Here is a 13,607-nt window from a genome sequence, read left to right as displayed (position 1 = left end):
TGGCCCCCGGACATGAGAGAGGGGCCCGCCCCGCGCCTGCGCGCGGAACGGGCCCCTCGAACATCAGCCGTCAACCATCAGCCGGGCCCCGGCGAGCGGAGCACCGGATCAGGCGTCGAAGACCTCGTTCACCAACTGCTGCTGCTCCGCCTGGTGACGCTTGGCGGAACCCACCGCCGGCGACGAGCCGTGCGGACGCGAGATGCGCCGCAGCCGCTCGCCGTGCGGAATGTCCGCGCCGACGGCCAGATCCAGGTGGTCGATCAGGTTCAGCGCGATGAACGGCCACGCACCCTGGTTCGCCGGCTCCTCCTGCGCCCACAGATACTTGGCGGCGTTCGGGAACTTGGCGATCTCGGCCTGGAGCTCCGCACCCGGCAGCGGGTACAGCCGCTCCAGACGGATGATCGCCGTGTCCGTGATGCCGCGCTTGTTCCGCTCGGCGTCCAGGTCGTAGTAGACCTTGCCGGAGGTGAACACCACCTTGCGCACGGCCGTCGGGTCCACCGATGCATCGCCGATCACCGGACGGAAGCCGCCGGTCAGGAACTCGTCCACCTTCGACGCCGCGGCCTTCAGACGCAGCATCGACTTCGGCGTGAAGACGATCAGCGGCTTGTGGTGCGGGTTGTGGACCTGCCAGCGCAGCAGGTGGAAGTAGTTCGACGGGAGCGTCGGCATCGCGACCGTCATGTTGTTCTGCGCGCACATCTGGAGGAACCGCTCCGGGCGGGCGGAGCTGTGGTCCGGGCCCTGGCCCTCGTAACCGTGCGGCAGCAGCAGGGTGACGCCGGACGTCTGGCCCCACTTCTGCTCGGCCGACGAGATGAACTCGTCCACCACGGTCTGAGCGCCGTTGACGAAGTCGCCGAACTGCGCCTCCCACATCACCAGCGCGTCCGGGCGGGCCAGCGAGTAGCCGTACTCGAAGCCCATCGCCGCGTACTCGCTCAGCAGCGAGTCGTAGACGTTGTAACGGGCCTGCTCGTCGGTGAGGTAGAGCAGCGGGGTGTAGTCCTCGTTGGTCACCTGGTCGACCAGCACCGCGTGCCGCTGGCCGAAGGTGCCACGGCGCGTGTCCTGACCGGAGAGGCGGACCGGGGTGCCCTCCATCAGCAGTGAGCCGATGGCCAGCGTCTCGCCCATGCCCCAGTCGATCGTGCCGTCCTCCACCGAGGAGGCCCGACGCTGGAGCTGCGGCAGCAGCCGCGGGTGGACGGTGACGTTGTCGGGGATGTTCACCTGGGACTCGGCGATCCGCTTCACGACCTCCTGGGAGATCGCGGTGGTGACCGCCACGGGGAACTCGGCCTGAGCGTCCGGGACGAGCGCCGGGGCCGGGTGGCTGGTGGCCTCGCGGACCTCCGCGAACACCTTCTCCAGCTGGCCCTGGAAGTCCTGGAGCGCCTGCTCCGCCTCTTCCAGCGTGATGTCCCCGCGACCGATCAGCGACTCGGTGTAGAGCTTGCGCACCGAGCGCTTCTTGTCGATCAGCGCCACCATCTGCGGGTTGGTGAACTGCGGGTTGTCGCCCTCGTTGTGACCGCGGCGGCGGTAGCAGATGAGGTCGATCACGACGTCCTTGTTGAACGTCTGGCGGAACTCGAACGCGAGCCGCGCCACCCGGACGCACGCCTCGGGGTCGTCACCGTTCACATGGAAGATCGGCGCCTCGATCATGCGCGCCACGTCCGTGGCGTACATCGAGGAGCGCGAGGACTCCGGGGCGGCGGTGAAGCCCACCTGGTTGTTGATGACAACGTGGACCGTGCCGCCGGTGCGGTAGCCGCGCAGCTGCGACATGTTCAGCGTCTCGGCGACCACGCCCTGTCCGGCGAAGGCCGCGTCACCGTGGAGGGCGACCGGCAGGACGGTGAAGTCCGTACCGCCCTTGTTGATGACGTCCTGCTTGGCGCGGGCGACGCCTTCGAGCACCGGGTCGACCGCCTCCAGGTGGGAGGGGTTGGCGACCAGCGAGACCTTGATCTGCTCGCCGTCCAGACCGGTGAAGGTGCCCTCGGCGCCCAGGTGGTACTTCACATCGCCGGAGCCGTGCATCGACTTCGGGTCGAGGTTGCCCTCGAACTCGCGGAAGATCTGCGCGTAGGACTTGCCGACGATGTTCGCCAGCACGTTCAGCCGGCCGCGGTGGGCCATGCCGATGACGACCTCGTCCAGCCGTGATTCGGCGGCCGAGTCGATGACCGCGTCCAGCAGCGGAATGACGGACTCGCCGCCCTCCAGCGAGAAGCGCTTCTGACCCACGTACTTGGTCTGGAGGAACGTCTCGAACGCCTCTGCGGCGTTCAGCCGGCGCAGGATGCGCAGCTGCTCCTCGCGCTCCGGCTTCGAGTGCGGGCGCTCCACCCTGTCCTGGATCCACTTGCGCTGCTTCGGGTCCTGGATGTGCATGAACTCGATGCCGGTGGTGCGGCAGTACGAGTCGCGCAGGACGCCCAGCACCTCGCGCAGCTTCAGCAGCGACTTGCCGGCGAACCCGCCGACGGCGAACTCGCGCTCCAGGTCCCAGAGCGTGAGGCCGTGCTCCGTGATGTCCAGGTCGGGGTGCTTGCGCTGGCGGTACTCCAGCGGGTCGGTGTCGGCCATCACATGGCCGCGGACCCGGTAGGAGTGGATCAGCTCGAAGACCCGCGCGGCCTTGGTGACGTCGTCGTCGTGCGAGGCGTCGATGTCCTTGAGCCAGCGGACCGGCTCGTACGGGATGCGCAGCGCCTCGAAGATGTCGTCGTAGAAGCCGTCCTCGCCGAGGAGGTAGTTCGCGACGACCCGCAGGAACTCGCCGGAGGCCGCGCCCTGGATCACCCGGTGGTCATAGGTGGAGGTCAGGGTCATGACCTTGGAGATGCCCAGCTTGTTCAGGGTGTCCTGGGAGGTGCCCTGGAACTCGGCCGGGTAGTCCATCGAGCCGACGCCCATGATGACCGACTGGCCGGGCATCAGACGCGGCACCGAGTGGACGGTGCCGAGGCCGCCGGGGTTGGTCAGGGAGACCGTGACCCCGGTGAAGTCGTCCATCGTCAGCTTGTTGCCGCGGGCACGGCGGACGATGTCCTCGTACGCCTGCCAGAACTCGAAGAAGTTGAACGTCTCCGCCTTCTTGATGGCGGCGACGACGAGCTGGCGGTCGCCGTTCGGCTTGACCAGGTCGATGGCGAGGCCGAAGTTGACGTGCTCCGGCTTGACCAGCGTCGGCTTGCCGTCCTTCTGGGCGAAGGAGTAGTTCATCGACGGCATGGCCTTCAGGGCCCGGACCATCGCGTACCCGATGAGGTGGGTGAAGGAGACCTTCCCGCCCCGGGCACGCTTGAGGTGGTTGTTGATCACGATCCGGTTGTCGAAGAGCAGCTTCACCGGGACGGCGCGCACGGACGTGGCCGTGGGCACCTCCAGCGAGGCGTTCATGTTCTTCGCCACCGCGGCGGAGGGGCCGCGCAGGGTCACGAACTCGGGGCCACCCCCACCCTCAGCCGGCGCGGCCGGTTCTTCCTTCTTGGGGGCAGCGGCCTTGGGGGCAGCGGCGGCGGCGGGCTTCGCCGGGGCTGCCTGGGGAGCGGCAGCGGGCGCGGCCGGAGCCTGCTGCGGGGGCGCGGCCTGCTGGGCCACGGGCGCGGGTGCTGCGGGGGCTGCCGGCGTCGCGGCCTGCGCGACGGGGCGACCCGGCTGCGCCGCGCCGTTGGCGGGCGCCACAGCGGCGGGTGCGGCCGGAGCCTGGGTCACCGGTGCCGCAGCGGGCTCAGCCGCGGCCTCCGGTGACGGGCTCGCGGTCGCAGCCGTGTTCTCGGCGCCTGGCTTGTAGTCGGCGAAGAAGTCCCACCAGGCACGGTCGACCGAATTCGGGTCCTGGAGGTACTGCTGGTAGATCTCGTCGACGAGCCACTCGTTGGCACCGAAAGCGGCAGCGGGATCAATTCCCTGCGCGCTTCGGTCGGTCGTGGGGGCACCGCCCGGCCGGAGGTCGGGGGAGCTGGAGTTACTGGGGGACTGAGACGACACGGCGGCAACCGCCCTCTTCCGCTTCACAAGGTGGTGGACAGCGGGAATCAAGGCTACGCCCCTGGGGGCGGGAGGTGCAGGCTGGATGGGTCATCGTCGCGCAAGTCACACCGAAAGACGGGTTTCGGGGCCGAGAATGGCGGGAAACAAGCACGTTTTGCCGTCGGTGCGGCTATCGCTCACCCTTGAGCGGCCCCCGCGGCGCACCGCGGTCTTCGGGACCGGGGTCGCCCTCTCTGACCTTGGCGTCCCCCGGGGGCGGACAGTCGTCCCGTACGGAAGAGACCCTATGTCAACACGTCAACCGCGGGGCTGCGGAATCCCGGGAAGGGTGACCAGGATGCGGCAGCCGCGGGCTGATTCGGCCACCCCGATCCGCCCGCCGTGGAGGTCCACGGCCCAGCGGGCGATGGCCAGACCGAGCCCCGTGCCGCCGTCGCTGCCCTTCCCGTGCGGGGAGGGCACTTTGCCCCGGTTGAACCGCTCGAAGACCCGGTGCCGCTCCTGCTCGGGAATGCCCGGACCCTCGTCCACCACTTCCAGCTCCAAGGATTCCGGTTGACCGCCTCGACGGGCCCGGACCGTCACCCGCCCGTGCGGGGGCGAGTGCTTCACGGCGTTGTCGATCAGATTGGCGACGACCTGGTGGAGCCGTTCCGCGTCCGCGTGCGCGGTCAGCTCGGGGGGCCAGACGTCCAGATGCAGATGCACATCCGTTCGGGTGTGGTGCCCTGACCCCGAGGCCAGACCGCGGCGGGCCACGGCCAGATTCGCCTCCTTCAGCACCCCTGACAGATAGGGCCACACCTCGAACCTGCTGGCTCGCAGCGGAAGGACGCCGTTGTCGAGCCGGGAGAGGTCCAGCAGGGTCTCCACCAGCCGCCCCAGACGCTCCGTCTGCTTCAGCGCGGTCCGCATCGTCTCGGGGTCAGCCGCGGACACCCCGTCGACCACGTTCTCCAGGACCGCTCGCAGCGCCGCGATGGGGGTGCGCAGTTCGTGCGAGACATTGGCGACCAGTTCCTTGCGGTGCCTGTCCACGGCCTCCAGGTCATCGGCCATGCGATTGATCGTGGAGGCGAGGTCGCCGAGTTCGTCACGGCGATCGGCGCCCCGCACCCGATGGGTGAAGTCACCGTGCGATATCCCCTTCGCCACCCGGTTCATGTCGTCCAGCGGCGCGGTGAGCCCGTGCGCCACGAACTGGGTGATCAACAGGGTCGCTATCACCGAGAAGACGGTGATGAAGCGCAGTTCGGTCGAGGTGCGCAGGGCCACCAGGACCAGCCCCGTGGTGATGAAGACCGAGACGACGACCAGCATCCCCAACTTGGTCTTGATCGAGATGGAGACCGCTCGCCGCTCGGATCGCCCCGGCCGGGGGTGGCGCCTCATGGAGCGGGCGTCTCCAGGGCGTAGCCGACCCCGTGGACCGTACGGATGCGCTCGGCGCCGATCTTGCGGCGCAGCGCCTTGATGTGGCTGTCCACGGTCCGGGTGCCGGAGGCGTCGGCCCAGTCCCAGACCTCGGCGAGCAACTGCTCCCGGGACAGGACCGCGCGGGGGGTGTTCGCGAGGCAGACCAGCAGGTCGAACTCGGTGGGTGTGAGATGGACGTCGTCGCCGCGGACCCGGACCCGGCGCTGCGCGTGGTCGATCTCCAGTTCCCCGAGGCGCAGGATGCCGCTTCGGGGCGTCACGGCGGCCAGTGCCGCCCGCTCGACCCGGCGCAGCAGGACATGCACCCGCGCGGCCAGTTCCCGCATGGAGAAGGGCTTGGTCATGTAGTCGTCGGCCCCGACGCCGAGGCCGACCAGCATGTCCGTCTCATCGTCACGCGCGGTGAGCATGAGGACGGGGACGGGTCGCTGGGCCTGTACGCGCCGGCACACCTCCAGCCCGTCGAAGCCCGGCAGCATCACGTCGAGCACCATCAGATCGGGCTGCCACGCCTGGGCGGCATCGACCGCCGCCGGACCGTCCGATGCCGTCTGCACGAGGAATCCCTCGGCGCGGAGCCGGGCGGCGATGGCGTCCACGATCGTTGTGTCGTCCTCGACGACCAGCACCCGGCGCTGGGCCCCTGGTGTGGCGCTGGCGCCGTTGTGGGTGGTCTGCGTCTGTTCCATCGCCCGCCCCTGTGAGCGCTCTCATGAGGTTTACGCTCGTTGTAGATCCGGTGTGTAGCTCAGCAGCGTAAGGGCATACATGCGCTCTGGGCTACGCAGGGTGAATGGCGAGGTGGACCACGTCAGGCACTCCTCGGACAACGGGGATCTCCTCGGTCCGCACCCCGGTGAACCCGGCTTTCCGCAGCGCTCGTTCAAAGGCGGGCGATGGCTGGGCGGACCACACGGCGAGTACGCCCTGCGGTCGCAGCACCCGTCCGCACAGGGCGAGGCCCTTCGGCGTGTAGAGGGCCTCGTTGTCGTCCGTGACGGTCCAGTCCGGGCCGTTGTCGATATCCAGACACAGGGCGTCGTAGCGCTCGCTCGTGGTTCGAAGGTGGGCCAGGAGATCACCGCGGACGATCACGGTCCGGGGATCGGCGAGAGCGGGGGCGGAGATCCGGGCGAGGGGCCCGGACAGATGCCAGTCGACGATCGCGTCCTCGCGCTCGACGACGGCGATATGTCGCCATCGCGGGTCTCTGGCGGCCTGGGCGAGCGAGAAGCCGACCCCCAGCCCGCCGATGAGCAGCGCGGGATCGCGTCGACCGGCCAGGGCGTCGGCGGCTGCGTCGATGAGCAGCCGTTCGGAGCGCCCGTCGGAGGTGTCCATCAGGAAGCACCCATTGGCGATGATCTCGTGGTGCTCGCCGCGCTGCCGCAGCACGATCTCGCCCCAGGGGCCGTCACGCCGGTCGAGCGTGACGGGAAGGGGTGCGACCAGGGTGGTGGATGGGTTCGCGCGGGGAAACACGGGTGACCTCCGGTCCATGGGTGGGTGGTCATCGTGTCCGCGATATCTGCCCGGGGCATCTGCTTTTGGCCAAGGCGAGGCGTACGGGGTCGATGGTGGGCGTGCGGTGTGCAGTGGGGTGGTACGGGGTGCTCTGGGGGCGCATGGGGCGTGCGATGGATATCGCCCCTGGGGGCTCCCGTGCTGTCCATGGCCGGTGGGGGAGATGGCCGCGATCACGGCCATCGGCAGTCGTACGGGCGCACCCCCGCCCGCGGCCCAAGCGGGCTCTCCGGCACTTCGACGGCACCGTCGTCCGGCCCTGTGCTTCATGCTCTGATCCCCCCTGAGGGGCGGGTCCCGCTCACACCTCTCTATCGCTCCCGGCGCGCAGCTTGGTCCACATCCATGAGAAGAGCCAGGTCAGGGACGGATCGGGGGCAGGCGAGCGGGAGTGGCCGGGGAGATCGCCCAGAGCGAACAGAGCGCGGGGAACATCTCGGGGGCGTCCTGCATTGAGAGGTTATTGAGTCGATAGAGCTCAACTTCACTGCCTAAGGGGAGATCATGGCTGCTGAGTCCCAGACGTTCACACCGCTCACCCTGCCCGTGCTGCCGCTCGATGACGAGGTCGTGCTGCCCGGAATGGTGGTGCCGCTGGACCTGACCGACACCGAGGTGAGAGCAGCGGTGGAGGCCGCACAGGCCGCCTCCCGCTCCGAGAACAGCAAGCCCACGGTGCTCCTTGTTCCACGCGTCGACGGCAACTACGCAGGGACCGGTGTGCTCGGGACGATCGAGCAGGTCGGACGGCTCTCCGACGGTGACCCCGGAGCGCTCATCCGCGGCCGAGGCCGTGTGCGCATCGGCGCGGGCACCACCGGACCCGGTGCCGCCCTGTGGGTCGAGGGCACCCGTATCGACGAGATCGTGCCCGACCCGCTGCCCGGTCAGATCGCCGAACTGGTGAAGGAGTACAAGGCCCTCGCCACCGACTGGTTGAAGAAGCGCGGGGCCTGGCAGGTCGTGGACCGCGTGCAGCAGATCGACGATGTCTCCCAGCTCGCCGACAACAGCGGATACTCACCGTTCCTGACCACCGCACAGAAGATCGAACTGCTGGAGACGGCCGACCCGATCGCCCGGCTGAAGCTCGCCACCGAGCAACTGCGAGAGCACCTCGCCGAGCAGGACGTCGCCGAGTCCATCGCCAAGGACGTACAGGAAGGCGTCGACAAGCAGCAGCGGGAATTCCTGCTGCGCCGCCAGCTCGAAGCCGTCCGCAAGGAACTGCGGGAGATCAACGGCGAGGACGGCGAGGACGAGTCCGACGACTACCGGACCCGGGTCGAAGCCGCCGATCTGCCCGAGAAGGTGCGCGAGGCCGCCCTCAAGGAGGTCGAGAAGCTGGAGCGGGCCAGCGATCAGAGCCCCGAAGGCTCCTGGATCCGCACCTGGCTGGACACCGTCCTCGAACTGCCGTGGAACGAGCGCACCGACGACCAGTACGACATCGCGGGCGCCAAGGCAGTCCTCGATGCCGAGCACGCCGGCCTTCAGGACGTGAAGGAACGGATCACCGAGTACCTGGCCGTGCGCAAGCGGCGCCTCGACCGAGGGCTCGGAGTCGTCGGCGGGCGGCGCGGCGGAGCCGTGCTCGCGCTGGTAGGGCCTCCGGGTGTCGGAAAGACCTCGTTGGGCGAATCGGTCGCGCACGCCATGGGGCGGAAGTTCGTCAGGGTCGCCCTCGGCGGCGTCCGTGACGAGGCCGAGATCCGTGGCCACCGGCGCACCTATGTCGGTGCGCTGCCCGGTCGTATCGTCCGGGCCATCAAGGAGGCCGGTTCGATGAACCCGGTCGTCCTCCTCGACGAGATCGACAAGGTCGGCTCCGACTTCCGCGGCGACCCGGCCGCGGCCCTCCTCGAAGTCCTGGACCCCGCACAGAACCACACCTTCCGTGACCACTACCTGGAGGTCGAGCTCGATCTGAGCGATGTCGTCTTCCTGGCCACCGCCAATGTGCTGGAGGCCATCCCGGAGGCGCTGCTCGACCGGATGGAACTGGTCCGGCTGGACGGCTACACCGAGGACGAGAAGGTCGTCATCGCCCGGGACCACCTGCTGCCGCGCCAGCTGGAGCGGGCGGGCCTGGAGAAGGACGAGGTCGTCCTGGAGGACTCGGCGCTGCGCAAGCTCGCGGGCGAGTACACCCGTGAGGCGGGCGTGCGAAACCTGGAGCGCTCCGTCGCCAGGCTGCTGCGCAAGGTCGCGGCCCAGCACGAGCTCGGCGACCGGGAGCTGCCGTTCACCATCGGCGCGGAGCAACTGCGCCCGCTGATCGGACGGCCGCACCACGTACCGGAGTCGGCGCAGGACCCGGCCGAACGCCGTACCGCCGTGCCCGGTGTCGCCACCGGACTCGCGGTCACCGGCGCGGGCGGCGATGTGCTCTTCGTCGAAGCGTCCCTCGCCGATCCGGAGACGGGAGCCTCCGGGCTCACGCTCACCGGCCAGCTGGGCGATGTGATGAAGGAGTCGGCGCAGATCGCCCTGAGCTTCCTGCGCTCGCGCGGAGCCGAGCTGGAACTGCCCGTAGGTGACCTGAAGGACCGGGGCGTGCACATCCACTTCCCGGCCGGATCGGTGCCCAAGGACGGCCCGAGCGCCGGCATCACCATGACGACCGCGCTCGCCTCGCTGCTCTCCGGACGCCAGGTGCGCACGGACGTGGCGATGACCGGAGAGGTCTCCCTGACCGGTCGGGTCCTGCCCATCGGCGGTTTGAAGCAGAAGCTGCTGGCCGCCCACCGGGCGGGCATCACCACCGTGGTGATCCCCAAGCGGAACGAGGCGGACCTGGACGATGTGCCCCAGGAGATCCTGGACACGCTCCAGGTGCACCCGGTGACGGATGTTCGCCAGGTGCTGGAGCTGGCGCTGTCCCCGGCGGACGTACTGGTTACGGCAGCGGCCTGAGCCGGGTCGGTCCCGGGCGGGGCATCTGCACCCGCCCGGGACCGCCGACCACCTCCGACGGGGGAGGAGGCCACCCCCGAAAGAGAAGCCCGAAGGGGCCGCACTCTCCCCTGCGGCCCCTTCGCCCTGTGCCCCCCCCCGCAGCGATGAGCGCGAAGTCGGCGTACCACACGCGCCCGGTGGCACCCACCCACCGAAGGGCACCAACGAGGGCACGGCGGCGCACAGACCGGTAGGCGCGAGCAGTCCCCGGCAGCCCCCACAATGGGGCCATGGAGTCCACTGAACCGCAGGTCGGCACCCTCACCCTGCGAGCCGACTGCACCAACTGCTTCGGCCTGTGCTGTGTGGCCCTCCCCTTCGGCCGTTCCACGGACTTCGCCGTCGACAAACCGGCCGGCACCCCCTGCACCCGGCTGAACGACGACTTCGGCTGCTCCATCCACACCCGACTGCGCACCAGCGGATTCACCGGATGCACCGTCTACGACTGCTTCGGCGCCGGCCAGAAGGTCTCCCAGATCACCTTCGGCGGTGCGGACTGGCGCCGAAACCCCGGCGCGGCTCCCGCCATGTTCACGGCCTTCCCCGTCGTACGACAGCTCCATGAGCTGCTCTGGTACCTCGCCGAATCCCTCACCCTGGCCCCGGCCCGCGAGCTTCACGGCGCGCTGCGGGAACTGCTCGTCCAGACCGAGGACCTGACCCTGCTGCCCGCGGACGACCTCGCGGCCCTCGATGTCCCGGCCCATCGGCAGCGCGTCAACGTCCTGCTGCTGCGCACCAGCGAACTGGTGCGGGCCGGGGCCCACCCGGCGGGCAAGGGGGGCAAGGGGCGCCGCCCGAAGGACCGACGCGGCGCAGACCTCATGGGCGCTCGACTGCGCGGGGCCGATCTGCGGGGCACCAGCCTGCGCGGCGCCTGTCTCATCGCAGCGGATCTGCGGGGCGCCGATCTGCGGCAGACCGACCTCATCGGCGCGGACCTGCGCGACGCCGACCTTTCGGGCGCCGATCTGACGGGTGCGATCTTTCTGACCCAGCCGCAGGCCAACGCGGCACGCGGCGACGGCGCGACCCGGCTGCCGGCGGCGCTGGACCGCCCCGCGCACTGGTCCTGACCGAGGGCCAGGGCCCTGAGGGAAGCGCGGGACGGCCCCAGAGCGGGCGACGCTCGCCGGGGGCGCCCGGCGGCATTCGGCCGACGTCTGTTCAGCCGTTGGCCAGGGCCACGACCCGATCGAGTGCTCCGTTGAACTTGTTGTGATCGCCGACGATCGGCCCGGACGAGGTGTACTGCCACATCGTCTGCACCGACCAGCCGGCCGGCAGGGTGCCGGGCGCCGTGTTGTACCGGGCGATCCACAGCGGGTTGACCGCACCGAAGCCGGCGTGGTTCCCGGTGCACTGCGTCCACCAACTCGTCGCTGTGTAGATCACGGCGTCCCGACCGGTGCGCGCCTTGTACCGGGCGAGGAAGTCCTTGATCCAGGTGACCATGCCGGACTGGGTCTTGCCGTAACAGGCGTCCCCGTACGGGTTCCACTCGATGTCGAGCGCACCCGGCAGGGTCCGGCCGTCCGGGGACCACGCCCCGCCCCGGTCGACGAAGTAGTCGGCCTGGGCTGCTCCGGTCGCCGTGTCGGGGGTGGCGAAGTGATAGGTGCCGCGGATCATTCCGACGTCGTAGGAGCCGTCGTACTGCTGACTGAAGTAGGGGTTCTTGTAGTAGGTGCCTTCCGTTGCCTTCACATAGGCCCACTTCACACCGCTGGTCCACAGCGCCGGCCAGTCGACGTTGCCCTGGTGGCTGGCGACGTCGACACCTTCGGTCTGGGTGGCCTCCGGCTCGGGACTGCGCTGCTGGGGCGGCAGCCCCCCTTCGCCGTCATGGGCGATGACGCCCATGCCCAGATGCGCCGACCCGCGGGGCGGGATGTCACCGGCCCCGGCGGCGGAGGGAAAGGTGAAGAAGAGGGAGAGGGCTACGAGGAACGCACCGGACGTCGCTATGAACGAGCGGTGCGGTCTCCCTGACGGGGGAAAAGTTCGCTTTCTTCCTGATCTGTCCACAGATGTAGCGTGCCTGTGGAGTGCTCAGCGGGAGCGATCGACGGTGATGTCAGGACATGCCTGGATGGAGCAATATGGTGTGGACACGCCATCCCTCGTGCGAGGAGGGAAAGGCGCGACGAAGGCGGGAGCGCGCGGGGGCTCGTCGGGCCACGTCTGCGAAATACTGACCGAGTCGCGGAGATGACCACCGCCGGCGAGGTCTTTCCTGAATGGATAAGCGTACGAGGGGTGTTGACGTGCAGAGCAGTGGTACGGGGAGCGGGGCTGAGCCCCAGGGCGCAACGGAAGTGGACGGTGCATTCCTCGCCCTGGAAAAGGAATTGGCCGTCTTCCTGCGCCGCGCCCGCGCCTCCTCCGGTGAGATGGCCCGCGCGGTCCATCCCGGACTGGAGCCCGCCGCCTATGGGTTGCTCGTGCAGTTGGAGGCGACGGGGGTGCAGCGGGGCACGGATCTCGCGACGTACTTCGGCGTCGGCAAGGCCACGATGAGCCGTCAGCTGCGTGCGCTCGAAGAAGTGGGACTGGTGTCGAGGGAGCCCGATCCCGCCGACGGCCGGGCGTCACTCGTACGGCTCACGGAAGAAGGTCTGGAGCGGTTCCGCCGAGTGAGGGACGCCCGGCGGGCGACCTATGTGCGCAGGTTGGCCGCCTGGGACGGCGGGGAGGTCGCAGAGCTGGCGAGGCTGCTGCACCAACTGAACGTCAGTGCGGAGTCCTGACCCACGCCCTCGCGAAGGCTTCGACCAGGAGCCGCGCAACACAGGGCCATCGGCCCGCCACTCCCCTCCCGGACCCCGGGTGCGGAAGGCGGGTGCCGGCCGTACGGCTGCGGGGGGCCTACAGCTCCGCGAACACCACCGCGGCGTCGTCGTGCAGCTTCCAGCGGATGACCCGTCCGCTCTCCCCGACCTCGGTCTCCACCGCCCGCACCCGGTCGATCAGTCCCTGGGCGCCCTCCTTGCGCAGCACCCCCAGACAGGCGGTCCAGTCACCCTGGTCGAACATCTCCACCCAGCGCGATGCCCCGTCCGTCAGAGCGGCCAGCGCCCGGACCTGGCTCATCGGCGTGCTGCCCGTCACCGCTCGGGTCGCGACCTCCGGATCGGCGGCGGCGGTGAAGAACCCGCCCTCCGCGTTGCGCAGCCGATCGGCCGACGCATGGGTCCGCAGGGACTCCTGGGGCAGTCGGGCGATGCGATCGTCGAGGACCGCCCGCACCTCTCCCTCGGGGGACTCCAGGAGTAGGACCGAGTCCGAGAGGACGAGATGCTCCACCTCTCCCGAGGAGCCGCCCCAGCGGGCCATGACGACGGTTGCCTGAGGTGTTCTCGCGTGAGAAAGGTCACAGCCGATCCGATGAACATCGGCGGTGCGTCGAATTGCCGAGGCGAGAATCGCGGTCAGGGGATCATCCGGCAGAGAAACGGACAGTTCGAGCAGGGCCCCGCCCAGTCGAGCGGTAAACCAGGGGACTCCATGCTCACAGCCGTAGTCGCCGTCCGGAGGGGTCACTCCATCGAGGGCGACCAGTGCTCCACCCTGGCCCGACGCGGGCAGGGCCACGGCTGCCCAGTCCTCGTTGGGGCGTTCGGGCGAGCCGGGTGAAGTGGCGAGTTCGATGCGCATGACACTCAGTC

9 protein-coding genes are annotated in these 13,607 nt (G+C 69.4%); 3 read left to right on the top strand and 6 right to left on the bottom strand.

Features of this window, described 5'->3' with window-relative positions; genetic code table 11:
- Window positions 1-108 precede the first annotated feature (108 nt).
- The 4 genes from ACFXJL_RS01990 to ACFXJL_RS01975 all read right to left on the bottom strand — a co-directional run bounded on the left by ACFXJL_RS01990 (window position 109) and on the right by ACFXJL_RS01975 (window position 6,954).
- Entirely contained in the window at window positions 109-4,014 is a 3,906-nt protein-coding gene (locus ACFXJL_RS01990; RefSeq protein ID WP_384640505.1) for a multifunctional oxoglutarate decarboxylase/oxoglutarate dehydrogenase thiamine pyrophosphate-binding subunit/dihydrolipoyllysine-residue succinyltransferase subunit, read from the bottom strand.
- A 300-nt stretch (window positions 4,015-4,314) separates the two neighbouring features.
- Window positions 4,315-5,409 carry an ATP-binding protein gene (locus tag ACFXJL_RS01985; protein WP_358876069.1) on the bottom strand — a complete coding sequence of 365 codons (1,095 nt, stop codon included), beginning with the start codon at window positions 5,407-5,409 and terminating at the stop codon, window positions 4,315-4,317.
- On the bottom strand, window positions 5,406-6,143 hold the full coding sequence (locus tag ACFXJL_RS01980; protein ID WP_329023234.1) for a response regulator transcription factor: 738 nt from the start codon (window positions 6,141-6,143) through the stop codon (window positions 5,406-5,408). Before ACFXJL_RS01980 ends, ACFXJL_RS01985 begins: the two co-directional genes overlap by 4 nt.
- A 91-nt stretch (window positions 6,144-6,234) precedes the next feature.
- Window positions 6,235-6,954, bottom strand: coding sequence for a spermidine synthase (locus tag ACFXJL_RS01975; RefSeq protein ID WP_384688446.1), 720 nt, complete (start codon window positions 6,952-6,954; stop codon window positions 6,235-6,237).
- 528 nt (window positions 6,955-7,482) lie between these two features.
- On the opposite strand from ACFXJL_RS01975, the gene lon reads away from it, so the two are divergent.
- Both lon and ACFXJL_RS01965 read left to right on the top strand, forming a co-directional pair.
- Window positions 7,483-9,894 carry an endopeptidase La gene (lon, locus tag ACFXJL_RS01970; RefSeq protein ID WP_358876067.1) on the top strand — a complete coding sequence of 804 codons (2,412 nt, stop codon included), beginning with the start codon at window positions 7,483-7,485 and terminating at the stop codon, window positions 9,892-9,894.
- A 272-nt stretch (window positions 9,895-10,166) separates the two neighbouring features.
- Window positions 10,167-11,015 carry a pentapeptide repeat-containing protein gene (locus ACFXJL_RS01965; RefSeq protein WP_384688442.1) on the top strand — a complete coding sequence of 283 codons (849 nt, stop codon included), beginning with the start codon at window positions 10,167-10,169 and terminating at the stop codon, window positions 11,013-11,015.
- Window positions 11,016-11,106: 91 nt separating this feature from the next.
- Here the strand turns inward: ACFXJL_RS01965 and ACFXJL_RS01960 are convergent, their stop codons facing one another.
- On the bottom strand, window positions 11,107-11,907 hold the full coding sequence (locus ACFXJL_RS01960) for a lysozyme (RefSeq protein WP_384689117.1): 801 nt from the start codon (window positions 11,905-11,907) through the stop codon (window positions 11,107-11,109).
- A gap of 272 nt (window positions 11,908-12,179) precedes the next feature.
- Here ACFXJL_RS01960 and ACFXJL_RS01955 point away from each other — a divergent pair, with 272 nt between their 5' ends.
- Entirely contained in the window at window positions 12,180-12,689 is a 510-nt protein-coding gene (locus ACFXJL_RS01955) for a MarR family winged helix-turn-helix transcriptional regulator (RefSeq protein ID WP_384640515.1), read from the top strand.
- A 118-nt stretch (window positions 12,690-12,807) separates the two neighbouring features.
- Here ACFXJL_RS01955 and ACFXJL_RS01950 read toward each other — a convergent pair whose 3' ends face one another.
- On the bottom strand, window positions 12,808-13,596 hold the full coding sequence (locus ACFXJL_RS01950) for a hypothetical protein (RefSeq protein ID WP_384688438.1): 789 nt from the start codon (window positions 13,594-13,596) through the stop codon (window positions 12,808-12,810).
- Window positions 13,597-13,607: the final 11 nt, after the last annotated feature.

It is taken from the genome of Streptomyces sp. NPDC059256 (assembly GCF_042753785.1).
In the GTDB taxonomy this organism is placed as follows: Bacteria; Actinomycetota; Actinomycetes; order Streptomycetales; family Streptomycetaceae; genus Streptomyces.
The sequence above is the reverse complement of the archived record's forward strand: the minus strand, read 5'-3'. Positions and strand labels throughout refer to the sequence as shown.